The 24,247-nt window shown below is 65.5% G+C and carries 26 protein-coding genes; 15 read left to right on the forward strand and 11 right to left on the reverse strand.

Annotation, left to right across the window (positions count from 1 at the left end; translation table 11 throughout):
- Nucleotides 1-319, reverse strand: a 319-nt coding sequence (locus ACRCUN_RS33495) for an antibiotic biosynthesis monooxygenase family protein (protein ID WP_462145906.1), incomplete at its 3' end; no start/stop codon positions are given.
- Nucleotides 320-380: 61 nt separating this feature from the next.
- Between ACRCUN_RS33495 and ACRCUN_RS33500 the strand changes: the two genes are divergently transcribed.
- From ACRCUN_RS33500 to ACRCUN_RS33515, 4 genes are all read left to right on the forward strand, one after another.
- Complete coding sequence (locus ACRCUN_RS33500; RefSeq protein WP_462145907.1) at nt 381-821, forward strand: MarR family winged helix-turn-helix transcriptional regulator; 441 nt, start codon at nt 381-383, stop codon at nt 819-821.
- 462 nt (nt 822-1,283) lie between these two features.
- The gene (locus ACRCUN_RS33505; RefSeq protein WP_462145908.1) at nt 1,284-3,503 is read left to right on the forward strand and encodes a PE-PPE domain-containing protein; all 2,220 of its coding nucleotides are present in this window, start codon (nt 1,284-1,286) and stop codon (nt 3,501-3,503) included.
- 31 nt (nt 3,504-3,534) lie between these two features.
- Nucleotides 3,535-4,149 (forward strand): TetR/AcrR family transcriptional regulator, encoded by a 615-nt coding sequence (locus tag ACRCUN_RS33510; protein WP_462145909.1) that lies wholly within the window; start codon nt 3,535-3,537, stop codon nt 4,147-4,149.
- Nucleotides 4,150-4,166: 17 nt separating this feature from the next.
- Complete coding sequence (locus tag ACRCUN_RS33515) at nt 4,167-5,705, forward strand: carotenoid oxygenase family protein (RefSeq protein WP_462145910.1); 1,539 nt, start codon at nt 4,167-4,169, stop codon at nt 5,703-5,705.
- On the opposite strand, the gene ACRCUN_RS33520 is transcribed toward ACRCUN_RS33515, so the two are convergent.
- Nucleotides 5,702-7,849, reverse strand: a complete 2,148-nt coding sequence (locus ACRCUN_RS33520) for an acyltransferase family protein (protein ID WP_462145911.1) — start codon at nt 7,847-7,849, stop codon at nt 5,702-5,704. The two genes, ACRCUN_RS33515 and ACRCUN_RS33520, sit on opposite strands and share 4 nt — an antisense overlap.
- 75 nt (nt 7,850-7,924) lie before the next feature.
- Between ACRCUN_RS33520 and ACRCUN_RS33525 the strand changes: the two genes are divergently transcribed.
- Complete coding sequence (locus ACRCUN_RS33525; RefSeq protein ID WP_462145932.1) at nt 7,925-8,296, forward strand: guanyl-specific ribonuclease; 372 nt, start codon at nt 7,925-7,927, stop codon at nt 8,294-8,296.
- Entirely contained in the window at nt 8,293-8,571 is a 279-nt protein-coding gene (locus ACRCUN_RS33530; RefSeq protein ID WP_462145912.1) for a barstar family protein, read from the forward strand. The genes ACRCUN_RS33525 and ACRCUN_RS33530 overlap by 4 nt, the downstream gene beginning before the upstream one ends.
- 3 nt (nt 8,572-8,574) lie before the next feature.
- On the opposite strand, the gene ACRCUN_RS33535 is transcribed toward ACRCUN_RS33530, so the two are convergent.
- The 7 genes from ACRCUN_RS33535 to ACRCUN_RS33565 all read right to left on the reverse strand — a co-directional run bounded on the left by ACRCUN_RS33535 (nt 8,575) and on the right by ACRCUN_RS33565 (nt 15,580).
- Nucleotides 8,575-9,597 (reverse strand): phosphodiester glycosidase family protein, encoded by a 1,023-nt coding sequence (locus ACRCUN_RS33535; RefSeq protein WP_462145933.1) that lies wholly within the window; start codon nt 9,595-9,597, stop codon nt 8,575-8,577.
- A gap of 161 nt (nt 9,598-9,758) precedes the next feature.
- Nucleotides 9,759-12,125 carry an ATP-binding cassette domain-containing protein gene (locus tag ACRCUN_RS33540; protein WP_462145913.1) on the reverse strand — a complete coding sequence of 789 codons (2,367 nt, stop codon included), beginning with the start codon at nt 12,123-12,125 and terminating at the stop codon, nt 9,759-9,761.
- A complete protein-coding gene (locus ACRCUN_RS33545; RefSeq protein ID WP_067848885.1) occupies nt 12,126-12,536 on the reverse strand; it encodes a VOC family protein in 411 nt (136 codons plus the stop codon).
- A 5-nt stretch (nt 12,537-12,541) separates the two neighbouring features.
- Nucleotides 12,542-12,985: a helix-turn-helix transcriptional regulator gene (locus ACRCUN_RS33550; protein ID WP_462145934.1), complete on the reverse strand. Its 444-nt coding sequence runs from the start codon at nt 12,983-12,985 to the stop codon at nt 12,542-12,544.
- Nucleotides 12,986-12,992: 7 nt separating this feature from the next.
- Nucleotides 12,993-13,613, reverse strand: a complete 621-nt coding sequence (locus ACRCUN_RS33555) for a DUF6461 domain-containing protein (protein WP_462145914.1) — start codon at nt 13,611-13,613, stop codon at nt 12,993-12,995.
- A 19-nt stretch (nt 13,614-13,632) separates the two neighbouring features.
- Nucleotides 13,633-14,889: a PQQ-dependent sugar dehydrogenase gene (locus ACRCUN_RS33560; protein WP_462145915.1), complete on the reverse strand. Its 1,257-nt coding sequence runs from the start codon at nt 14,887-14,889 to the stop codon at nt 13,633-13,635.
- The gene (locus tag ACRCUN_RS33565; RefSeq protein WP_462145916.1) at nt 14,867-15,580 is read right to left on the reverse strand and encodes a pirin family protein; all 714 of its coding nucleotides are present in this window, start codon (nt 15,578-15,580) and stop codon (nt 14,867-14,869) included. The genes ACRCUN_RS33560 and ACRCUN_RS33565 overlap by 23 nt, the downstream gene beginning before the upstream one ends.
- Nucleotides 15,581-15,642: 62 nt before the next feature.
- On the opposite strand from ACRCUN_RS33565, the gene ACRCUN_RS33570 reads away from it, so the two are divergent.
- The gene (locus ACRCUN_RS33570; RefSeq protein WP_085150174.1) at nt 15,643-16,419 is read left to right on the forward strand and encodes an SDR family NAD(P)-dependent oxidoreductase; all 777 of its coding nucleotides are present in this window, start codon (nt 15,643-15,645) and stop codon (nt 16,417-16,419) included.
- A gap of 36 nt (nt 16,420-16,455) precedes the next feature.
- Nucleotides 16,456-16,869 carry a YkvA family protein gene (locus ACRCUN_RS33575; protein ID WP_462145917.1) on the forward strand — a complete coding sequence of 138 codons (414 nt, stop codon included), beginning with the start codon at nt 16,456-16,458 and terminating at the stop codon, nt 16,867-16,869.
- A gap of 3 nt (nt 16,870-16,872) precedes the next feature.
- On the opposite strand, the gene ACRCUN_RS33580 is transcribed toward ACRCUN_RS33575, so the two are convergent.
- Complete coding sequence (locus ACRCUN_RS33580) at nt 16,873-17,997, reverse strand: NDMA-dependent alcohol dehydrogenase (RefSeq protein ID WP_462145918.1); 1,125 nt, start codon at nt 17,995-17,997, stop codon at nt 16,873-16,875.
- Nucleotides 17,998-18,234: 237 nt separating this feature from the next.
- On the opposite strand from ACRCUN_RS33580, the gene ACRCUN_RS33585 reads away from it, so the two are divergent.
- Complete coding sequence (locus ACRCUN_RS33585) at nt 18,235-19,131, forward strand: endonuclease domain-containing protein (RefSeq protein ID WP_462145919.1); 897 nt, start codon at nt 18,235-18,237, stop codon at nt 19,129-19,131.
- A gap of 14 nt (nt 19,132-19,145) precedes the next feature.
- Nucleotides 19,146-19,670: a VOC family protein gene (locus ACRCUN_RS33590; RefSeq protein ID WP_462145920.1), complete on the forward strand. Its 525-nt coding sequence runs from the start codon at nt 19,146-19,148 to the stop codon at nt 19,668-19,670.
- A gap of 84 nt (nt 19,671-19,754) precedes the next feature.
- On the opposite strand, the gene ACRCUN_RS33595 is transcribed toward ACRCUN_RS33590, so the two are convergent.
- Entirely contained in the window at nt 19,755-20,771 is a 1,017-nt protein-coding gene (locus tag ACRCUN_RS33595; protein ID WP_462145921.1) for a sigma-70 family RNA polymerase sigma factor, read from the reverse strand.
- A 13-nt stretch (nt 20,772-20,784) separates the two neighbouring features.
- On the opposite strand from ACRCUN_RS33595, the gene ACRCUN_RS33600 reads away from it, so the two are divergent.
- From ACRCUN_RS33600 to ACRCUN_RS33620, 5 genes are all read left to right on the forward strand, one after another.
- Complete coding sequence (locus ACRCUN_RS33600) at nt 20,785-21,111, forward strand: hypothetical protein (RefSeq protein ID WP_462145922.1); 327 nt, start codon at nt 20,785-20,787, stop codon at nt 21,109-21,111.
- Between the two features lie 24 nt (nt 21,112-21,135).
- Nucleotides 21,136-21,975, forward strand: a complete 840-nt coding sequence (locus tag ACRCUN_RS33605; protein WP_462145923.1) for an alpha/beta hydrolase — start codon at nt 21,136-21,138, stop codon at nt 21,973-21,975.
- On the forward strand, nt 21,972-22,949 hold the full coding sequence (locus ACRCUN_RS33610; protein ID WP_462145924.1) for an alpha/beta fold hydrolase: 978 nt from the start codon (nt 21,972-21,974) through the stop codon (nt 22,947-22,949). Before ACRCUN_RS33605 ends, ACRCUN_RS33610 begins: the two co-directional genes overlap by 4 nt.
- A 62-nt stretch (nt 22,950-23,011) precedes the next feature.
- Nucleotides 23,012-23,755 carry a DUF2786 domain-containing protein gene (locus ACRCUN_RS33615; protein WP_462145925.1) on the forward strand — a complete coding sequence of 248 codons (744 nt, stop codon included), beginning with the start codon at nt 23,012-23,014 and terminating at the stop codon, nt 23,753-23,755.
- Nucleotides 23,752-24,225 carry a TIGR04338 family metallohydrolase gene (locus tag ACRCUN_RS33620; protein ID WP_462145926.1) on the forward strand — a complete coding sequence of 158 codons (474 nt, stop codon included), beginning with the start codon at nt 23,752-23,754 and terminating at the stop codon, nt 24,223-24,225. Before ACRCUN_RS33615 ends, ACRCUN_RS33620 begins: the two co-directional genes overlap by 4 nt.
- Nucleotides 24,226-24,247 lie beyond the last annotated feature (22 nt).

Here is a 24,247-nt window from a genome sequence, read left to right on the forward strand (position 1 = left end):
TGTGGTGCACCGATTCGACGGTGTACAGGTGGGGGTCGTAGCTGATGGCGATTGCGGCGCACTTGTCCATGTGCTCGCGTGCGGTCGGATCGGCGAGCATGGCCTGAAATGCCGCGGCGCTTTGCCATTGCGCATAGTTGGTCACGCGTGTGCCATCGGTGCTCACGTGGATGTTCGCGGAGATGAATCCCGGTACATGGCGCATGACATCTTCGGTGGCTGTTCGCAGAAGATCGGCCAGTTCGCGGCACCGTGCGGGTTCGACCGTGAATACATTGATCAAGGTCGCGCACGAGCTGTGCTCTTGGATCGTCGTCATCGCATCTCTCCTATGTCAGGTTCCTTACATGCAAACCTAGCACCGATGTAAGGTTCCTGCCATGTCGGAGGTGGACGTCGAAACTGGTGTCGGATATCTCGTCAAGCGGGTGCAACAAGCCCTTCGGCGGCGGTGCGACGCCGCGCTGCGGTCCACCGATCTGTCTATGGCGCAGTACGCGGTGCTTCGCGCGCTCGCCGATCACCCCGCCGCGTCCGCGTCAGAGCTGGCGCGGCTGTGTTTTGTGACGCGGCAATCACTTCAGGACGTTATGCGCGGGCTGCGATCCGCCGGCCTGGTCGAAGATGATGACGCGCCGCCGAGGGGGCGTGCCCGAGGCTTGCGCCTGACACCCACCGGCAGGCGCCGGCTGGCGGCAGCCCACACCGCGGTCCTCGGCGTCGAAGCGGAGATGCTGGGTGGACTCCCCGGGTCCGCCCGCCACCAGCTGGCGGGGTGGCTGCTGCGATGTGCTGAAAACCTGGAGGCGGCCAGTGAGTGAGATTCAGATTTGCCGTTCGGATTCCGTAGGGCGTGAGAGTTCCACGCCGCCAGCTTTTTCCGGCACTGCTCCGCTCGCGCCGTGTTAACTCACATCCGTAGCAACGTTTCTACGGAATTGGATCGAGGCCGGTGGTTTCTTTGCTAGAAGTGCATATTGCCACCATTTGGCGAGTATGTCCCGAGCGCATTGTCGGCCAGTTCTGATGGCTGAGTTCGTATATCCATGACAGATTTGCGAGCTACCCACGGCATCGGCGAACGAGATTGTCTGTGGTTTGCGGATTCGCAACGGGATGAAGGTCTGAATGGCCTACAGCAATGAATCCGTAGCCGCCGAACACCATGTCTTTGCTCACTGAAGTACTGCCGGTTGACGTCAGCGAAAATTTACGGCAAATCATATTCACGGTAGTAGCGTCCCGAGCGCCACCTGAGAGCAACCTGAGAGCGGAGCAATGAAATGCGCAAACAGCAACCGGGCCATGAAACCGCTCGCGCCGGCCGACGGCGCCTCGACCGGGCGAAGGCAAAGAAGATCAGCCTCATGGGTGGCATCGCCGCCAGTGCGCTCGCAGTCGGGCTCACGCCGGCGTTCGCAAATGCCGCAAACAGCGAGACATACTTCATCGGGTTTCCGGACTGGTTGCCGGTCGGCGGGTCGACGCTGCCGTCGGATCCGCGCGCGATCAACAATGCCATTGTCGGCGCCAAGGACGACGACCCGCTCATCGCCTGGGGTATCGGCGAAGTCGATCTCCAGCCCGTGTGGGTGACGTGGATCGACGGTGTGCCGTCCTACACCCTGCCGGTCGTCGGGCAGACCGGTTCGCACACCGAAACGAACCCCGCCTACCAACCGGCCTATGACGCCGCGTACGCCGTCGCGTACAACCTGTGGTCCTTCCTCGGCGGTTGTCGGGGCTTGTCCAACCGCGAACAGTGCGCGATTAACAAGGCGCTCGCCGCCGTCGCCGATATTCCGCAGACCATCACGGTGCCCGATTTCGGGATTGTCGAACCGGGCTTCTGGACGACGCAGACGGCGGGTCAGTGGGTGTCGCCCAGTAACCTCGGCACCTTGCCGACGGCGGGTCAACTCGCTTACCTCGCATACGCTCTCGAGCACGGTGACGCGGGCGCGCTTGCGCCGATTCTCAACTGGACCGCCTATCTGACCAACGTCAACTTGATCGCCTACGGCGACGGCGCGATCGCGGCGGGGACGGCATACCAAGCCTTCATCGACAGTGTTCAGGGTGCCACGCACGAGGGCTATGACCCGTACGAGGTCGGCGTACCGCAGACCGGTCCGCGCCAGATCGCCATCGTGGGACCCAACGGTCAGGTCACGCTCGTCACGGTCACGACCCAGAATCTGCCAACTCCGCTGCCCACACCGCAGTACCCGGAGGCCGGCGAGCCTCCCGAGTATGAGGTGACGCAGCCGGGCGGTGTCATCGATGTCACGGTGCTTTCGCTTGTCCTGGTCCGAAATCCGGGTCGCGCGAACGGCGGTCTGTATGCGCGGTTCGCACCGCTCTACGAGGAGCTCACGGGCGTCAATCCGGTGAGTCCCGAACGTCAGGATGTGCTGCCGGAGGGCGTGGACCCGGATCTGATCCGCGATCTGCTCACTGGCGGTGACATCAGCATCGACCAGCTCGGCAACCTGCAGACGGTGATCGAGAACGCCGACGGGGAGCCCATCGTCATCACGCTCAAAGCCGACATCGGCTGGCAATACGATCTGTTCTCCGACGCGCCCGCGACTGCGAACCCGATCGCGTGGGCGAACTCGGTGGCGTCGGCCCTGTTCCTGACCAACCTTCTCACGGGAGTCGACTTCGAGAACCTGGGTGAGGGCGGATATGTCGGCGAGGATGGCACGGTCTACTACACCCTTCCCGTCGACGAACTGCCGCTGCTGGCGCCCATGCGGTTGCCTGCCCAGTTGATCGGGCTGGCGACGGGGAACACGGACATCAACACGCCGTTGGCAGACGCACTCGAACCGGCCTTGGACATGCTGGTCAAGATCGCCTACACCGACGTGGTGCGCAATCCGGATGGTACGTACACGCGCACGCTCGACGAGTTCGGCGAGCCGACGTTGTTCGGCACCCGCACCCTCACCCGCGAACAGCGCGCGCTACTGCCGGGTGATCTGATCGCCGCGTTGGGCGCTGGATTCGGAGATGAGCTGAGTGACAGCTTGATCCGAGTGAAGGATGACGTCATCGACACTTTCGACATCGAACTGACGGAGGAACAGGACGCCGCTGTGGAGCAGGTCCTGACTGCGCCGGGCACGACGATCCGAAACGTCAGTCGCGATGTCGGTGACGGGGTGTCACAGGTGCTGACTGCTGTCGAGTCGCAACTGCCGGACGAACCGGAGGTCACCCAGGAAGGCCTGGCCAACGTGCAGCGCAGCGTCGGGAAATTGCTCGCTCAGGTGCGCGATGGGTCCGATCAGGCCAGCAGCACAACGACTTCCAATGCAGACGCCAAGCGGAAAGCGCCCGTGCGCGACGCGGTCAAGAAGGCCGGTGACAGTCTGAAGAAGGCTGCCGACAAGGTTGGTGCGGACGTCAAGAAGAAACTCGGCGCAGACAAGAAGAACAAGACGGACAAGAGTGAAAGCGCGGACGCGGGTAGCGAGGGCGATGGTTCGGAGTGATGCCGGCGGAGCCCTCACTACGATTCGTGATGTGGCTTCAGTCAGGCGCGGGCGCGGTAGGCCCGCCGGCCCCGGTGTCGATGTAGAGCAGCGACGCTCCGATCTGCTCGACGCGGCCGAGCGGGCCATCCGGGCGAACGGTCCCGAGGTCGGTATTGCGGAGGTGGCAGGCGAGGCGGGATTCGTTCGGTCGGCTGTCTATGCGGTGTTTCCCAACCGGGCGGCGATCCTCGCCGCGCTCAGTGAGCGCCAAGCCGGCAGGCTGCTGGCGAAGATCACGAAACGTGCCGACGGCTCAACGGATTTGCGCCGCCGCATGGAGTTGTTCTTCGACGTCATCTGCCAGTGGATGCAGGACGAACCGAATCTGTACCGCGCGTTGGACGTGCACGAGGCGCTGGCCGGTGCGGTCGAGGCGATGCTCAGTGCGTCATTGGCGGCCGGCGGCGCAAGCACTGCGGCTGCCGCACCGTGGGCGCGTGCGATCGTCGGGTCCGCGACGGTGACCGCGGAATGGTGGATTCGCAGTTCATCGATGCCGCGTGCCGAACTCGTCGAGCACTTGACGACGTTGTGCTGGGACGGTGGCGCGGCACTGCCCTTCAGCCCGTTCGATGTCGACGCTATTGACAGAGGGCAGCCATAAAAGACACCATGTCTTTTATGGCTGCTCCTGTGTCACCTGAGTTGGATGGACCGTCGCATTACTGGGAAGACGTGCCGGGCGAGTACGACCTGTCCGTCACCGAGATCACCGGCCAACTGCCCGAGGGCTTGACCGGCACGCTGTACCGCAATGGCTCCGGACGGTGGAACGTCGGCCGGTCGCGCGTCGAGAGCATTTTTGACGCCGACGGCATGGTGACCGCGTTCGCGATCGACGGCTCCGGAGTGCGGTTCAAGAATCGCTTCGTCCGAACGAAGCATTACTTGCGCACGACAGCCGCGGGGCAGATGGTGCAGCGGGGATTCGACTACCAGCGGCCCGGCGGCATACGTGCGAATGCCTTGCGCCTGCCGGCGAACACCGCCAACACGAATGTCCTCATCGGCAGAGATCAGCTGCTGACGTTGTGGGAGGCCGGCCGCCCGCACGCCATGGACCTCGACACCCTCAACACCATCGGTCTGTGCAGCCTGGACCGGGTGCTGAAAGGGCCGATCGGCGCGTACTCCGCGCACCATACGTACGACGCGGTCAAGGATTCCCGGGTCAACTTCGGTTTCGAGCCGTACTTTCCACGCATCGATCTGCGCCATGTCCGCAACGCGCCCAACAGGTCCGAGCGGATACGGCGCCTGCGCGAGCTCGTCGGTGAAGCCATCCCTCGGGTCCGACTGCGCCTGTATGAGACCGACAGCCATGGCGTCACGCGATACCTTCGAGCGGTGCCGATGCCTGGCATGGGGCTGGTGCACGACATGGCGTTGACACCGAGGTACGCGATCTTCGTCGTCAGCCCGCTGCGGATCAATCCGTGGGCCTTGCTCGGGCACAAGACATATTGGGATGCCATGCAATTCAAGAAGGACGAACCCTCGTACTTCATCCTCGCCCCGCGCGACGGCGGCCGTGTCCGCGTCATCGAGACCGATCCGTTCTACATGTGGCACTACGCCAACGCCTACGAGCAAGGCTCGGACGTGGTGGTGGAATTTCCCCGGTTCGCGCCGGAGACGTTCACTGGCATGCATTCGTGGGTGTCCGACATCCGCACCGACATGTCCCAGATGTATGCCGAGGTGGCGCCGGAGGAACAGCCGAAAGCCGTGCGCATGACGCGATTCCGGATCACCGCCGACGACCGGGTCACCTCCGAACCGCTGGCCGAGTTGGGCTGTGAGTTCCCGCAGATCGATCAGCGCCGCTCGACCCAACCCCACCGGATCACGTACGTGACGGCGCCCAGTGACAGTGGTGAGGGCATCGGGCGGTTCGACCACGCCGACGGCACGGTTCAGACCTACTGCCCGCCCAATAACAAACTGGTCGAACCGATTTTCGTGCCCCATCCAGGTAGTTCCGCCGAAGAGGACGGCTGGGTTCTGACGGTCGGGTATGACGAAGCGCAGCACCGCAGTCGGCTCATGGTGTTCGATGCACCCCACATCGATGCCGGACCGATCGCGGAGGCGTGGTTGCCGTTCAACCTGCCGATGAGTTACCACGGCGCGTTCACGTCGCGGGTGGCCGCGTTCTAGTTGCGGGCGAGCGCACTCTCCGTGTACTGACCGATGATCGGCGTCATCAATTGCGCGTACTCGGCCGTGATGTGGTTGTCGTCGAAGAACACCAGGGTGTTGCCGACGATCACCGGGCAACGGGTGTCCGTACAGAAGAACTCGCTGAGATCGGCGTACTGGCCGCCGCCCGCCTGCACAGCTGTCGCCTCGGCCGCAATTCCGGTGGCATTCATCGCCTTCGATCGATCCGGCGTACAGAATGTGACATCATCCATGTGCCCTGACAGGCAGGTCGGGACCGTGGAGTGCGGGTCGGGGACCGGGCCGAGCACGAGAACCCGTGCGCCCGTACCGCTCAGCTGTGACACCAAAGCGGTCAACCCGTCCAACCAGGCGCGGTCGTAGCTCACGAAGCCGAAGTCGGCCCCGTAGCGGCGGACCATGTCCAGCACGACGAGCGCGGGCCGCTCCTTCTGAATTTTGGCGAGCACCGCGGCCCGCCATTGCTTGCACTCGGTGAACTCGCGGCCGAGATATGGACTGACGATCGGGAGCTTCATCAACGGGCAGGTGACCTTGGCCATGGTCTCCAGCCGCCAACCGTTCTGCTGTGCAACGGGTTCCAACGCCGGTTGCCACATCGCGGCGTGAGAGTCGCCGATCAACGCGACGGTCGTCGTCGAACCGGCGTCGCCGGAAACGCATTCCGGCAGCGAGACGTCCTTCCAGGTCACCACGCACCCGTTGACGAACGGCTCGGGTTTGGTGATGTCATCCAACGGCGGCGACAGATTCGATGGCACCGCCCGCAGATCCGTCGATGCCGCGACCGCGGCGCGCAACTGTTCCTGCGGTGTCAGTATCCGATTTTGAGGCGACGCCGGCGCTTCGACAGCGGCAACCGGTACCGCCTCCGGACCCGGACCGGTCGGCACCGGACGCGCTGCCAACAACACGAGGCCCGCGCACACCGCCGCTGCGGTCGCCGTGGCTCCGACCGCCAGGCTGCGCCAGGCCGAGGCTCGCAGAGCGGCCGCGAACCGGGCCGGGTTCTCGACCAGGTGCAGCGTCAGGATGGCCAGCCCGAGTGCCATCACCACCATCGCCAACCGGCCGGCCACGCCGAGCTCGGTGCGAAACAGCGCGGGGGCCAACAACAACAACGGCCAATGCCACAGGTACCACGAGTAGGACAGCCGGCCGACCGCGCGCATCAGCGGTTTGGCCAGCAGTCGGCCCACGCCGAGTTCGGGAGTCGCACACCCGGCGCCGATCACCAACGCGGTGCCCAGTACGGGCAACAGGGCGGCGGTGCCCGGGTACGGCGTCGACCCGCCGTTCTGCATGCAGGTGACGACGATCAGAGCGAGTCCGCCCCATCCGGCGATGGCGGCGCAGACCGGTGGCAGCTTGCGCCAGCTCGCCGCGGTCAACGCGATGAGACCGCCCGCGGCCAGCTCCCAGGCTCGCGTCGGCAAGGAGAAAAACGCCCACGCCGGCATCGTGCGCGTCCAGGCCAGCGACAGGGCCAATGACGCGCCCGCGACGACTGCCAGCACACCGACGTAGGGCAGCGGCGATCCAGTGTTGCGGCCGCGACGCGTCAACAGCCAGGCGGTGCCCAGGATCAACACCGGCCACAGCAGGTAGAACTGCTCTTCCACTCCCAGCGACCAGTAGTGCTGCAGCGGTGATGGCGGTGTGTCAGCCGCGAGGTAATCGGTGCCCTCGGCCGCGAATCGGTAATTGCCGACGTAGAGCGCGCTCGCGATGGTGTCACCCAAGACGTTGCGCGCCTGCAACGGCGGCAGCAGCACGGCGGCCGCGACCGACGTCGCGACGAGCACCACGGCCGCGGCCGGTAGCAGGCGGCGGGCGCGCGCGGCGTAGAACTTCGTCAACTGCACCGTGCCGGCACGCGACGCTTCGCGCCACAGCAGGCCGGTGATGAGGAACCCCGAGACGACGAAAAACACGTCGACGCCGATGAAGCCGCCCTGCAGACCCGGCACACCCGCATGGAAAAGCACGACGGCCACCACGGCCACCGCCCGCAGGCCCTCGATATCGGGCCGAAACTGTTTGCGGGACAGGTGGTCCCGGCCGCTCGCGGTGGCGTCGCGGCGGGCTGTGATGTCCGAGGGTGTGGTAACTCTATTCACTCAAGAACCGATGGTCCCACGAGACCCTGCGGATACCGGGCATTTGTTGCTAGCGTCGTGGCGGTGCGGCGAAGGATAGGCACCGGCCTGGCGGCAGCGCTCTGCATCATCGCCGTCGGCTGTCACTCCGGTACGGACACCGCCGCGGCCGACGGTACGTGCAGTCTCGACAGCTTGCCGCCACAGGTCGCCGAAACCGTCGACCTCATCGAGGCCGGTGGCCCTTTCCCGTACCCGCGCAACGACGGTGTGGTGTTCGGCAATTTCGAGGGCCGGTTGCCCGACCACGAGAGAGGCTACTACCGCGAATACACCGTTCCCACGCCGGGACTGAGCCACCGTGGCAAGCGCCGGATCGTCACCGGCGGGACGCCGCAGGACAATCCGGCGGAGTATTACTACACCCAGGATCACTACGAGTCGTTCTGCCTGATCGGAGGCATGTGAAGACGTATCGGATCGACGGGTCGAAGGTCGGGTCGAAGGCGGATTTCTTCACCGAGATCGGCCGCGCGGTCAACGGCGCCGACGGCTACTTCGGTTCCAATCTCGACGCGCTCGCGGACTGCCTGCGCGGCGGATTCGGCACACCCGAAGACGGCAAGTTCAGATTCGTCATGACGTCCTACAAACACGTGAAGTCCGCACTCGGCGAAGACGCCTGGGGGACGCTGCTCTACATCTTCGCAAGCGTCGGTGTGGACCTCTGGCTGGAATCCTGAGTATTACGTAAAGGCAAGCCAACTGGGCAATGCACGCTCTCGCGAGTCGCACAGCACCTGACGCGTGTCGCAACTTCCGCGCGGCGAGCCCGCGCCGCTCCACATGCCGCCGGTATCGCGGCGCAGGACGATCGCCGACGAGCCGCCGCCGTCGAGCAGTACCGCATTGTCGGCGCCCAGGCCGCGGAACAGATCCTGCATGTTGTCGGGCGTGTAGCTGCCGCCCTGGAAGACATAAAGCTGGTCGCTGGCCCGGTTGTAGCCGACTGCGGTGCGCGCAGCGCTGGGGCCGTTGTCGTTGAGCTGACCGGTTTCTCCCGGCGCGAGCAGACCGATCCCGGCCACGGCCACGAACCTGGCGCCGCGATCGAGAAGCCGCTGGATTTCCGGCGACGCCGCGTCATAGTCGTTGTCGCCCTTGGGCATTATCACGTACGGTGCGCCGCCGACCGGAAGAATCATGGTCGCCAGTGCCGACCAGTGTTCGTTACCTCCGGACAGGCCCTGCTTGCCTGCGTACGCCAGCGTGCCGGTCACCGCGACGTTGGCGCGGCCCTGGCCGCGGGTGTTGTCGACGTAAGCACCCAGTGGCGAACTGCACTTCGTATCGCGCCACGATCCGCCTCTTTGGCCGCGGACGTCGAAGAAGTTGGCGTTGACCGCCATGATCGGTTGGCCCAGCACCTGCCAAGCGGCAAGGGGCGCATAGGTTTCCGACGCCTGCCAGAGCCCTTCGCCGGTCCGCGCGCCCGGTGTGCGTTCACAGCGTGACTGGTAGCCCTGGTGGGTGTCGACGAGCAGCCGCGGGTTGAGCCGGCTGGACGCGTTCTTGATGGTCATCAGGTGACCGCCGCCGTTGAGGGTGTATGCGCGGCCGTCGGCGGTCAGAAATGGTGCCGCGAACTGCCCACCGAAGTTGTAGACGAGGTAGGCGCCCTTGGTGTTGGCGATCGCGCCGAGCAGCAACGCCTTGGCATCCTCGGCCCTGGCGGCCGGCGGTCCGCTCGTCCCGACGGCAGCACACATCGCGAAGATAGCGGTACCCGCTATCACACGTTGCAGCAGTTTTGCCAGGCCAGACACGAATTACACAATAACCACACAGGTAACTCTGTCAACATTCGTAACAGCGCAGTCACGGTTGAGCATCGCGCCGATTCCGACTTTGCCGACGGCGTGAATAACAGTTAGCTGCCGACGTATTCAGCCAGATGCTCGCCGGTGAGCGTCGAGCGTTTGTCGACGAGCTGGGCCGGGGTGCCTTCGAACACGATCCGCCCACCGTCGTGCCCGGCGCCCGGGCCCAGATCGATGATCCAGTCGGCGTGCGCCATGACCGCCTGATGATGTTCGATGACGATGACCGACTTGCCGGAGTCCACGAGGCGGTCCAGCAGCGCAAGGAGCTGCTCGACGTCGGCGAGATGTAAGCCCGTGGTCGGCTCGTCGAGGATGTAGACATCTCCTTTGTCCGCCATTTGCGCGGCCAGCTTGAGGCGCTGGCGCTCGCCGCCCGACAGGGTGGTGAGCGGCTGGCCGAGCGTCAGATAGCCGAGCCCGACGTCGGCCATGCGGTCCAGGATCTTCTGCGCGGCAGGCACTTTCGCATCCCCGTCGGCGAAGAATGCGGTCGCTTCGTGCACCGGCATCGCGAGCACTTCGGCGATGTTCCTGCCGCCGAGTCTGTACTCGAGAACCGACGCCTGGAATCGTTTGCCTTCACACTCGTCGCACGTGGACTCCACGGTGGCCATGACACCCAGCTCGGTGTAGATGACACCCGCGCCGTTACATGCTGGGCACGCGCCTTCCGAATTCGAGCTGAAGAGAGCGGGTTTGACGCCGTTGGCCTTCGCGAACGCCTTACGGATCGGGTCGAGCAATCCCGTGTACGTGGCCGGATTGCTGCGCCGCGAACCCCGGATCGGGCTCTGGTCGATCGACACCACGCCGTCGCGGCCTGCCACCGAGCCGTCGATCAACGAGCTCTTCCCGGATCCCGCCACGCCGGTGATCACCGCCAGTACTCCCAGCGGGATGTCGACGTCGACGTCTCGCAGGTTGTGCGTGGCGGCGCCGCGAATCTCCAATGCGCCGTTGCTCTCCCGCACTGAATCTTTGAGTGTGGCCCGATAGCCGAGATGGCGGCCGGTGATCGTGTCGCTCTTCCGCAGGCCGGCGACGGTGCCCTCGAAGACCACCTCGCCGCCCGCGGTGCCTGCGCCGGGCCCGAGATCGACGATATGGTCGGCGATGGCGATGGTCTCGGGCTTGTGCTCGACGACGAGGACGGTGTTGCCTTTGTCGCGCAGCTGCAGCAGCAGGTTGTTCATCCGCGCGATGTCATGGGGGTGCAGACCGATGGTCGGCTCGTCGAAGACGTAGGTGACATCGGTGAGGGCCGACCCGAGATGGCGAATCATCTTGACCCGCTGGGCTTCTCCACCCGACAGCGTTCCTGCCGGGCGGTCCAGCGACAGGTAGCCGAGCCCGATCTCGACGAACGAGTCGAGAGTGTGCTGCAGGGCCGTGACGAGCGGTGCGACGGACTTCGCTTCGGCATTCTTGTCGAGCCCGCCGATCCACTGTGCGAGGTCGGTGATCTGCATGGCGCACGCATCGGCGATGTTGACGCCCTTGATCTTCGATGACCTCGCGGTCTCCGACAGCCGAGTGCCGTCGCACTCCGGGCACGTGGTGAACGTGATGGCACGCTCCACGAAGGCCCGGATATGCGGCTGCATGGCCTCGACGTCCTTGGACAGGAACGACTTCTTGATCTGCGGGATCAACCCCAGGTACGTGAGGTTGACCCCGTCGATCTTGAGCTTGGTCGCCTCCTTGTACAGGAGTGCGTCCAGCTCCTTCTTCGTGAACTTGTTGATGGGCTTGTCCGGGTCGAAGAACCCGCAGCCGTTGAAGATCCGGCCGTACCAGCCCTCCATGCTGAAGCCGGGAATGGTCAGCGCACCCTCGTTGAGAGATTTCGTGTCGTCGTAGAGCGCGGTCAGGTCGATGTCGTTGACCGCGCCCCGGCCCTCGCATCGCGGGCACATCCCGCCGACGACGTTGAACTCGCGTCGCTCTTTGACCGTCCGCCCACCCTTCTCGAACGAGACGGCACCGGCTCCGCTGATCGAGGCGACGTTGAACGAGAATGCCTGCGGTGAGCCGATATGTGGTTCACCCAACCGGCTGAACAGAATTCGAAGCATCGCGCCAGTGTCGGTGGCGGTGCCGACCGTCGACCGCGGGTCGGCACCCATGCGCTGCTGGTCCACGATGATCGCGGTCGTCAGCCCCTCGAGGACGTCGACCTCCGGTCGCGCCAGGTTCGGCATGAAGCCCTGGACGAACGCGCTGTAAGTCTCGTTGATGAGCCGTTGGGATTCCGCGGCGATCGTGTCGAACACCAGCGAGCTCTTGCCCGAGCCGGACACCCCGGTGAACACCGTCAGCCGACGCTTCGGCAGTTCGATGCTGACGTCTTTGAGGTTGTTCTCGCGGGCGCCAGTGACCCGGATCAGGTCGTGGCTGTCAGCGGCGTGGGTCATTCAGGGCAGCTCCTGGATTCGGACGGTGTTGCCCGCGGGATCGCGAAACGCGCAGTCGCGGGCGCCCCAGGGCTGGTCGGTCGGCTCCTGCATCACCTCGGCGCCGCTGGCCTGAACCTTCTCGAACAGGCCGTCGACATCGCTGGTCGCGAGCATGATGCTCGCGTAGGTCCCCTTGGCCATCATCTCGGCGATCACGCGGCGCTCGTCGTCGGTGATGCCGGGGTCGGCGGCGGGTGGAGTCAGGACGATGTTCATGTCGGGGCGGCCCGCAGGTCCGACGGTGATCCAACGCATGTCCTCGTAGCCGACGTCCTTGCGGACCTCGAAGCCGAGGGCATCGCGATAGAACGCCAGGGACTCCTCAGGGTCGGTGTGGGGCAGGAAGCTTGCGTTGATCGTGATTTCCATGCCGGTCACGCTAGCGGCGAGCCCGAGACCGAAGCTTCTCGATTCCTGATCGGTCTGGTGACCTGCTTGGCGAGGCAGGACGGGATACCTGCGGTCACATCGGTCGCGTCGCGGCGGTACACGCTCGGCGGCACGCCGACGAGTTCGGTGAAGCGCGTGCTGAACGTGCCCAACGACGAACAGCCGACCGCGAAGCACACCTCGGTGACCGACATGTCGCCGCGCCGCAGCAGGGCCATCGCCCGCTCGATACGGCGGGTCATCAGATACGAGTACGGGGATTCGCCATAGGCGAGTTTGAACTGCCGCGACAGATGGCCTGCCGACATGTTCACGCCGCGCGCGAGCGCTTCGACGTTCAACGGCTGCGCGTACTCCCGGTCGATCCGGTCGCGTACCCGGCGCAGCAGCTTGAGATCACGCAGCTGTTGGTCGGCCACATCGGCGATGTTACGGCTACCCGGGTATGGCCACGGTCGCGACGACGAACCGGCTGTTCTCGAACAGCGTGGGTGTGCAGGCCACGCCGGTGATCCGCTGCGCGAGCGCGAAGCCTGCCGCGCTGAGGTCGACGTCGGCGATGTCAGCCGGATCGGCGTCCAGCGGTATCCCGACACCACGGATGTCGTCGAGCAGCGCATCGGGCTCGGCTCCGAACCGCTCGGTGGGGAACAGCAGATCGAAATCGACCACCAGCCGACCGTCGCGCCACCAGTGGAATCGGTGCACTGCATTGACATTGCGGAAGTGCGAGACGACGGTTCTGTCACCGGACACAGGCTCGATCACGCTCTCCGTGACGCCGGCGTAGCCGTTCATCTCGGCGATCAAGGACCATCCGCCATCGACGTCGGCGATGCCGATCAATGCCTGCGACGGGTCATAGTCGTCGGGCCAGCCCTCGACAACATGCTCGTAGAGGGCGTCGATGCCGTCCACTTCGGTCAGCCGATCAGCGGCCAGTGCGCCGACGAGGCCGTCAGGCGTGATGTCACTGACCAGCGTCACACAGTGCGCCTCTGCCCACGCCGGACGCCAAGCGCTCCACCATGAGTAGTCGTCGACCGTCGCAGACACAGTTCGTCAATCCTCCCGATCATGGTGGCGCGAGCCGGTACACCGCGCCGGCGAAGTCGTCGGTGATGTACACCGCGCCGTCCGGGCCGGTGACCGCAGCGACCGGGCGGCCCCAACGCAGGCCGTTCTCGGCTTGGAAGCCGCCGACCAACGTCTGCTGCGGGCCCAACGTGCCATCGCGCCAGGCGAAGAACGACACGTCGGGCTCGCGCGGCGACTCACGGTTCCACGAGCCATGCACACCCACGAGCGCGCCCGGCCCGAACGGCTCCGGCAGTTCGCCGAAAGCCATGCCCAGCGGGGCCGAGTGGGCACCGAGGGTCTGCTCGACGGGTTCGAGTGCGGCACAGTCCATGCGGCTGCCGTCGGGGTTGGTCTGGACGTCGCGGATGAAACCTGCGGGTGGTGCGCCGTCGGGATTGCAGTACGGCCAGCCCAATTCGCGTCCCTGGGTGAGTTTCGCGATCGATTCCGGCGGATGCTCGTCGACGTAGGACTGCACGACGCGACCTTCGGGGTCGGCGACGTTGTCGCGGTTGTTGACCGCCGTCCACAACGAGCCGTCCGGGGCGAACGCAAGGCCCGTCCCGTTGCGCACACCGGTCGCGAACGGCTCTGCCGGACCGCCGCCGGGCGGCACCCGCATGATCGTCGCGCGCGGCGGAGTGGCCGTGCGGTCCTCGGCGGAGATGTTGCCCGTCGAGCCGATCGAGAAGTACACCGCGCCATCGCTTCCCACGACGACGCTCTTGAGTGCGTGGGCATAGGCGCCGTGCAGGTCGGGACTCTTCGCGTCGGGCAGATCGCCGGCGATCGTGCGCCGGTTCACGGCCCTGCCGTCGACGTAGTCGTATGCGTCGATCTGGTCGCTCTCGGCGACGTACAGCGTGGAGCCCGCGAACACCATGCCGTGCGGTTGGTCGAGCCCATCCAGCAAGGTCTGCTGTTCGGGGCGCACTGTGAGGACCTGCCCGGTGCTCGGGACCGACACCAGCAGCGCCCCGTCGGGTGCCCACGTCAGCATCCTCGCCTTGGGGACACGCGCGATGACCTCGATCGTCCAACCCGCTGGGATCAAAGCCTGGCGCGGTTCGTCGAGCGGTGCCTCGGCCAGATCGCCGGGTACCCGCAGGGTTGCCGGGGACAAGCCGGTTGGTGGCTGTGTTGTCGTCGTGGGCGGCTGCGCCGCGGGCGGACTCTCGGTGTTCGCCCCGCACGCGGTGAGCATCACCGCAGCGGCAACCGTTAATGCCTTACGCCCCAGCGAGACTCGCATGCATCTCCCAGACCAAGATCTCGGCTTTGTCGTCGGCGACGATCCGTTGGCCACCCGAGCCGGTGAGCCGCGCGGCGTCTCCGCCAAAGAGCGGGCCCGCCCCCTCGACAGTCACGTTGCCGCGTGCGACGAAGAGGTGCACATACTGGGCGTGCGGCAGTTCCACGGAGTCACCGGCCTGCAGGCGGGCGCCGTGCAGGGTCGCGTTGCGGTTGTGCAGCGTCACGGCCGCGTCGACGGCGCCCGAGGCGATGGGGGTCAGGGCGCTACCGAGCTCGATCTCCTGCTGCTGATAGCCCGGCGTCACGCCCGCCTCATCGGGTAGTACCCACATCTGCACGAAATGCACCGGCTCGCTTGATGACCGGTTCTTCTCCGAATGCTGCACCCCGGTGCCCGCCGACATTCGCTGCGCAAGGCCGGGATAGATCACTCCAGAGTTGCCCATCGAATCCTTATGGGCGAGTTGACCGTCCAGCACCCACGTGACGATCTCCATGTCGCGGTGCGGGTGGGTGTCAAAACCCGCGGCAGGCGAGACGATGTCGTCGTTGTTGACCAGCAGCAGACCGTGATGGGTGTTGGCCGGATCGTAGTAGTCGCCGAACGAGAACGAATGCCGTGACTGCAGCCAGTCTGTCGTCGTGACACCGCGGTCGTCGGCGCGTCGGATATCGACGGTCGGGGCCATGCCGCCCAGCCTACCGACGGGGTGGCCTGACCAACCGGTCGATTGGCGCCTAATCTGTCGTCGTGGATATCAACGGAGCTAGCGCAATCGTCACCGGTGGCGCGTCAGGTATCGGCGCGGCATCCGCCCGCCAGTTGGCTGCCAAGGGAGCGCGCGTCGTCGTCGCTGACCTGCAGGCTGAAAAGGGCGAGGCCCTCGCCAAGGAGATCGGCGGCGCGTTCGTCAGCGTCGACGTCACCGACACCGCCCAGATCGAGGCCGCGGTCAACAAGGCCACCGAGCTCGGTCCGCTGCGTGCCCTGGTGAACTCGGCCGGTATCGGCTGGGCCCAGCGCACCATCGGCAAGGACGGCGAGTTCGCGTCGGCGCACAACCTGGATGCCTACAAGAAGGTGCTCGCGATCAACCTCGTCGGCACCTTCGACTGCATCCGGCTTGCGGCCACCGCGATGAGCCGCAACGAGCTCACCGACACCGGCGAGCGTGGCGCAATCGTCAACATGACCAGCGTCGCGGCCTTCGACGGCCAGATCGGCCAGGCCGCGTACTCGTCGTCCAAGGGCGGCGTCGTGGGTCTCACGCTGCCGGTCGCCCGCGATCTGTCCGCGGTGGGTATCCGGGTCAACACCGTGGCCCCGGGACTCATCGACACCCCGATCTACGGCGAGGGTGAGGCGTCCGAAGCCTTCAAGGCCAAGCTCGGCGAGTCGGTGCTCTTCCCGCACCGCCTCGGCAAGCCCGAGGAACTCGCCTCGATGGTTATCGAGCTGATCACCAACTCGTACATGAATGCCGAAGTCGTCCGCGTCGACGGCGGCATTCGGATGCCACCCAAGTAATTCCTGTGCTCGCCGGGTATCGGCCATGATCGTCACATGGCCGATACCTGGTGGGTCAACACATTGATCGGCCTTACCGCCGCCCTGCTGCTGAGCTGGGTAGTTTTGGTCATCGCCCTGCTCGTCATGCGCCCGCGCGGCAATCTGCTCGCCGAAGCGCTGCGGCTACTGCCGGACCTGCTGCGCCTCATCCCACGCCTCGCCGCCGACAAGTCACTACCCCGCGGCGTGCGCGTCCGGCTGGCGCTGCTGGTCGTCTATCTGGCGGTGCCGATCGACCTGATCCCCGATTTCATCCCCGTCCTCGGTTACGCCGACGACGCCATCATCGTCTCGGTGGTGCTGCGCAGCGTCGTGCGACACGCCGGGCTCGACGCGGTCCGGGCGCACTGGCCGGGCACCGACGACGGATTCGACGCCATGGCCCGGGTGACGGGTCTGTCGCGGTGAGGCCTACCAGTCCGACTCGTCGAAGCGGATTACACCGCGAATGTTGTTGCCGTCCAACATGTCCTGGTAGCCCTGGTTGATGTCCTCGAGCTTGTAGGTCCGGGTGATCATGTCGTCGATGTTCAGCAGGCCCGACTTGTATAGCGCGACCAGGCGCGGCGTCTCGACGTGGCTGCTGCCGCCGCCGAAGATGTTGCCCTTCAACGTCTTCTGCAACATCGTGAACAGGAACAGGTTGAGCTTGACGTCGGCGTCCATCATCGACCCCATGCCCGTCACCACGCAGGTACCGGTCTTGGCAGTCAGGATCATCGCCTCTTCGATGTACTCGCCCTTCATCTCACCGACCGCGATGATGACCTTGTCGCCCATCAACCCGTAGGTGACGTCGATGATCGGCGCGATGGCCTCGGCCATCGACGGGTAGACGTGCGTCGCGCCGAACTTGAGGGCCTGCTCACGCTTCCACTCGTTCGGGTCGATCGCGATTACGTGCTTGGCGCCCGAGATGACCGCGCCCTGCAGAGCGCTCATGCCGATGCCGCCGACGCCGACGATGATGACCGTCTCGCCGGGCTTCACATCGGCGACGTTGGTGGCCGAACCGAAACCGGTCGGCACGGCGCAGCCCATGATCGCGGCGGTCTCGAACGGCACGTCCTTGTCGATCTTGACGACCGAGTCCTTGTGCACCGTCATGTACGGCGCGAACGTGCCGAGCAGGTTCATCGGCGAGACCTCGTGGCTGCCGGCGTGGATACGGCTCGTGCCGTCGGCGATGGCCTTGCCGCCGAGCAGGACCGCGCCGCGATCACACAGTGAACGGAAGCCCTTCAGGCACGGCGGACACACGCCACACGCCGGGATGAAGGCGAGAATGACGTGATCGCCCTCCTCGATGCCCGTCACGTTCTTGCCCACCTTCGTGACCACACCCGCACCTTCGTGGCCGCCCAGCGCGGGCAAGCCGATGGGCGTGGCGCCCGTGGTGATGTGGTAGTCGGAGTGGCACATGCCCGCGGCATGCATCCGGATCTGTACTTCGTCGGCGACGGGGTCACCGAGATCGATCTCGTCGACCTTGAACGGCGAATTGAGTTCCCACAGCAGGGCGCCCTTGGTCTTCATGAGTTGCGATAATAGAACACGTTACAAATTTGTCCAGGACTGGGCGTCTAGCTGCAGATTCATTTGCTTGCCCTTCTTCTGCCGGATGGCCAGCTGTGATACGCCGAAGTTGCTTTTCCGTGGCATAGGTGGCCACTGGGCCGAAGTTTGTCCCCAGATTGGCGTCGATCCACAGCGCATGGGCCAGTGCACGGTCCTCGGGGTGTCTTCGTCGGGCCGTGTCGTGACGGTACCGGCATGGACAGACCGATTCTCGGGACCGAGGCGTTGGGCGCGGGCAGCCTGACCAGACGAACATTGGCGAGCCGACACGACGCGATCTACCGCAACGTCTACCTCAGGAAGGGAACTGAGATGACGGCAGCCACGCGTGCGGTGGCAGCGTGGCTGTGGTCGGGGCGAAGGGCGACGTTGGCGGGCCTCTCGGCTGCGGCTCTGTACGGCACCCGCTGGATCGACGGAAATGAACCCGCCGAGTTGTACCGACGAAACGGGAAGCCGGTCGACGGGATCCTCATCCACCGCGACGAGTTGGCCGACGATGAAACGCGTGTCTTGGCCGGCATCCCGGCGACCACGCCGGCGCGGACGGCTTTCGATCTCGGGCGGCGCCACGGCAGAGATTGGGCCGTCAGCCGATTGGATGCGCTCGGACAAGCGACCGGTGTGTGCGCGGCCGACGTCGTGCCGCTGTTGCAGCGGCATCGAGGCGCGCGCGGTTTGGTCCAACTGCGCGAGGTACTCGAGTTGATGGACGGTGGTGCCGAGTCTCCACCAGAAAGCCGCACGCGCCTGGTTCTCATCGATGCGGGATTGCCGAGGCCGCGCACGCAGATCGTCGTCCCGGGCGACTTCCTGGGCAGGCGGTGCGCCCGAATCGACATGGGATACGAGGAATTCAAGGTGGGTGTGGAGTACGAGGGTGCCCAACACTGGACGGATCCCGCGGTGCGGACGAACGACATCGACCGGTACGCCGAACTCGCGGCGCAGGGTTGGATCACCATCCGGGTCAGTTCCGACATACTGCGGCACCGTCCACATGTGATCGTCGCCCGCACATGCGAGGCCCTGCAGGTTCGCGGCGCGCAGTGGCCGGTTATTGCACGGATTCTGGGTGATCGCGTGGCATAGGTGGCCGCTGGGCGATGAAAAAAGCGCCCGCGCCCGGTCTACCCACCATGACCGAAATCAACGCCAGCATCGTCCCCAACCTTTGGTTCGACCGTGAAGCGGAACAGGCCGCCGAGCACTACATCGCCGCGTTCGGCGGAAACGGCCGGATCACCAACAGGATCGCTGCGCAGCCCAACTCGCCGTCGCCGCAGGATGTGCCGTTGGTGGTCGAGTTCGAACTCGGCGGCCAGCGGTTCGTCGGCATCAACGGCGGTCCGCAGTTCAAGTTCACCGAGGCCGTGTCGCTGGAGGTGCGGGTGACCGGACAGGACGAGCTCGACCGGCTCTGGGCCGCCCTTGTCGATGGCGGGCAGGAACAACCGTGCGGCTGGCTCAAGGACAAGTTCGGGTTGTCCTGGCAGATCACCCCGACCGAGTATTACGAGCTGCTGGCCAAGGGTGATTCCGCGGGCGAGGAGCGGCTGATGGCGGCAGTGATGTCGACCATGGGCAAGTTCGACATCGCCAAACTGCAGGCCGCCTACAACAACGCCTAGAGCGAGGCCGGCAAGAGGTGTGTCCAGTGGCCAGTTACTGCACGTATGCCGGGTGATCGCGTGACATAACTGGCCAGTGGGCACTCAGAGCGAGGCAGGCAATCCGAACTTCTCGAACAGCGACTGCTCCATGAAGGCCACCACGTGCGAAATGCCGTCGGGAGTGATGTCGAGGACGTGGATCTGAAAGGCCTCATGCGTGCCGGTGTCGCGGTTGAGCATGTAGAGCGCCGCCGCGGGCTGACCGTTGGCGGTGGTCGGGATGAACCGCATATCGCCGGCCTTCTCGGCCGGGCACTTGTGGCGGGTCAGATCGCCGATGGCCTGCGGACCGCGGTACCAGCTGTCGAACGGCGGCATCTCCCAGATCGCCTCCGCGGTGAACAACTCGACCAGCTTGTCGACGTCGTATGCCTCGAACGCCGCGATGTAGCGGCTCAGCAGATCCTGTGCCTGGGCCGACTCCGGCGCTTCGATCTTGTCGTCCTCGGTGGGACCGACCGCGTCGAGCTGCGCCCGCGCCCGTTGCAGCAGGCTGTTGACCGCGGCCGTCGACGCTCCGATCGCGTCACCGACCTCGGCGGCCTTCCACTGCAATACCTCGCGCATCACCAGAACCGCCCGTTGCCGCGGTGACAGATGCTGCAGCGCGGCAACGAATGCGAGCCGCACCGACTCGCGCGAGCCGACGATGTTGGACGGATCGGTCGAGTCGTCGGGAAGTGGCTCCAGCCAGGGCACCTCGTGGTGCTCGGCGATCTCGTCGGCGCCGGCCGAACTCGGCGTGCCCAAGCCGGACGGCAACGGCCGGCGTTGACGGCCCTCCAATGAGGTCAGGCACGTGTTGGTGGCAATGCGATACAGCCATGTACGCACCGAGGACTTGCCCTGAAAGCCCTTATAGGACTTCCACGCGCGCAAGTACGTCTCCTGCACCAGATCCTCGGCGTCGTGCAGCGAACCGGTCATCCGATAGCAGTGTGCAAGCAGCTCACGCCGGTAGCGCTGGGCGTCGGCCAGGAAGGCATCGGCCGGACTGTCGTCGTCGAGGCGGTGTGCGAGGACGGTCACATTCGTGAGCTTACGCAGCGCCACCGACAACTACGATCGATAAATGTCCGAGCGGTCGGTGAGCGGCTGGAACATCGCGGGTTTTGTGCTGTTTGTGCTGCTCCTGCCCGTTGCGTACGTCGAGTTCATGATCGCTGCGCTGGCCTTCGGAATGTCCACCGACGCGTGCTATGACGCGGCATGCGACGCGAGCTACCACGAAGAAGCCGCAATCCTCACCGTGCTCATCGGCATCGTCGTCGTCCTCCTGGCCACGGGCGGGGCCATGGTTTATGGCGCGATGCGCAACAAAAACGTCTTCGGGGCGCCGTTCTTCGGGCTGTTCGGTCTGTTCGTCGTCTTCCTCATCGGTCGGGCGGTGCTGCACTGACCCGCCGCCACTACGCTCGCCAGGGTGACCAGCACGCGCAGTGAACAGACATTCGCCGGTGTCGGTGGCGTACGCATCGTTTACGACGTCTGGACCCCCGACGTCGAACCGCGCGGGGTGGTCGTGCTGTCCCACGGCTACGCCGAGCATGCGGGCCGCTACCACCATGTTGCGCAACGCTTCGGCGCCGCGGGTTTGATCGTCTACGCCCTCGACCATCGCGGGCACGGCCGGTCCGGCGGTAAGCGCGTCTATCTGCGCGACATGTCGGAATTCGTCGGCGACTTCCGCAAGCTGGTCGGCATCGCGACCGCCCAGCGCCCCGCTCTCAAGCGCATCGTGCTCGGGCACAGTATGGGCGGCGGCATCGTGTTCGCCTACGGAGTCGAATACCCCGACGAGTACTCCGCGATGGTGCTGTCCGGGCCGGCCGTCCATGCGCAGGACGGGTTATCACCGGTGCTCGTGGTCGCGGCCAAGGTGCTCGGCAAGATCGCGCCTGGACTTCCGGTCGAGAAACTCGACGCCGATGCCGTGTCGCGAGATCCGGAGGTGGTGGCCGCGTACAAGGCCGACCCGCTGGTCTACCAGGGCCGGCTCCCCGCGGGCATCGCGCGGGCGTTGATCGGCGTGGGGCAGACCATGCCCCGACGCGCGTCGGCGCTGGGCGTGCCGCTGCTGGTCGTGCACGGCGAGAAGGACCGCCTGATCCCGGTTGCGGGTAGCCGGCTGCTCGTCGAGTGCGTCGCCGCCGAGGATGTGCATCTCAAGGTATATCCCGGCTTGTTCCATGAGGTCTTCAACGAGCCCGAGAAGGCCGTTGTCCTCGATGACGTCACTTCCTGGATCGAGACACACCTGTGAAAAAGATTGCGGTGGCACTGTTTTCAGTGCTCGTCCTGGCGGCCTGCGGATCGCAGGAGGCCGAGCAGCCCGTCGGCTGGTCCGACAGCGACGTCAGCTTCGAAGCCGACGGTCTCACGATTCACGGCACCTATCGCCATGAGGGTAAGCAAGGCCCCGCGGCGCTGCTGCTGTCCGAGAGCGGGCCCACCGACCGCAACGGCGACAACAAGGTCGTCGGCCCCATCGGCAACATGCGCCAACTCGCTGAAACGCTGTCGGACAAGGGTGTTGCGACCCTGCGTTACGACAAGGTCGGTACCGGCGAAACCGGCTTGGGCCCGTACGAGCAGAAGCCCACCGACGTCACAAGCGCCGTCTACACCACGGGCGCGGCCGCCGCCCTGCGTTATCTGGCCGATCAACCCGACACCGACGACAGCAAGCTGTCGATCTACGCGGTCGGCGAGGGCGCCATCCACGCCATGACCCTGGCCGGCGCGGGTGACCCGAAAGTCCACTCCCTCGGCCTCTTTCAGCCACTGCCCGGCCGCTACCTCGACATCATCACCAATCGGGTGCGCACCGACGGCAATCCCGAGGCGTTGACGTCCTGGCTCGCGGCCGTCGAGGAGATCCGCACGAAAGGCACGCTGCCGTCCAATCTGCCCCAGGGTTTGAGCGCGATCGTCAATCCGGGCAACCTGAGCGCGGTCGTGGAGGCCGACAAGATCGACCCGCTGGAACTGGCCGCGAAGCTGCCTGACGGGATGCCGGTGCTGCTGACCTGTTCCGACGTCGACAAGCAAGCGACCTGCGAGGCGGAACGGCCGCTCATCGACGCGCTGAAACACACCGCGCTCACCGTCGTCGAACTCAAAGGCGTCAACCACATCCTGCGCGACGATCCCACCGACAGCATCGCCAACTACAGCAAGCCGGCGCCGCTGTCGCCCCAGGTCGTCGATGCGCTGACGGGTTTCGTGTCGAAGTGATGTCGGTGGTTCTCACTAGGTTGTTTCCATGAGTTTCAGCGAGAAGCGGAGCGGATCGCGCCATGTCTGACGACAAGATGCTCGCGCGTATCGCGGCGCTGCTGCGTCAGGCCGAGGGCACCGACAACCAGCACGAGGCCGAGGCGTTCATGGCGGCCGCGCAGCGTCTGGCAACCGCGACGTCGATCGACCTGGCGCTGGCCCGGGCGCACTCGGCGGAGCGCACCAAGTCGCAGATGCCCGTGCAGCGCACCATCACGATCGGCCAGGCCGGCACCAAAGGGCTGCGTACCTACGTGCAGCTGTTCGTGGTGATCGGGCTGGCGAACGACGTGAAATGCGATGTGGCGTCGAATTCCACGTTCGTCTACGCGTACGGCTTCGCCGAGGACATCGACGCCACACACGCGCTCTACGCCAGCCTGGTGTTGCAGATGGTCAAGGCGTCGGAGGCCTACATCGCGTCCGGCGCACACCGGCCCACCCCGACGATCACCGCGCGGCTGAACTTCCAGCTGGCATTCGGTGCGCGCATCGGCCAGCGCCTGTCGGAGGCCCGTGAGGAGGCTAAGCGCGAGGTCGACGAGGCGCATCGCCCAGGAACTGCAATCGCGTTGCGGGACAAGGATCTCGAGCTGAGGAGCTTCTACCGCGAGGCATCGCAGGCCCGCGGGACGTGGCGCGCCACGAGTGCGTCGGCCGGCTACTCGTCGGCTGCGCGGAGAGCCGGGGACCGGGCCGGAAAACGTGCCCGGCTGGGGCCGAGCCAGGAGTTGTCGGGCGCCCGCGGCGCGCTGGAGAAGTGACAGCCAAAGACACCCAGCGGGCCAGGGTATACGCCGCCGAACAGTTCGTACGGACGATGTTCGACCGTGCGGCGCAACACAGTTCGCGCGCCATCGACTTCTTCGGTACGTCACTCACCCTGCCGCCGGAGGCGAAGTTCGGCTCGGTCGAGTCGGTACAGCGCTACGTCGACGAGGTGCTCGCACGCGTCGGCGCGGCGCCCGTCACCGTACGCGCCCGGCGTGGAACGACCGCGGCGCACTACGAATTGGTCGACGGCGCGGCCGTGATCGCGGTTCCCGAGCGCGACACCACCTGGGCACTGCGGGAACTGGTGGTGCTGCATGAGCTCGCTCATCACCTGTGCACCGACGGGCCACCGCACGGGCCGGCATTTGTCGCGACGTACTGCGAGCTGTGCGAGACCGTGATGGGGCCGGAAGTGGGTCTCGTGCTGCGGATGGTGTACGCCAAGGAAGGTGTCATCTAACCTGACGGACGTGGCCGAACCC

It is taken from the genome of Mycobacterium venezuelense, from assembly GCF_054919535.1.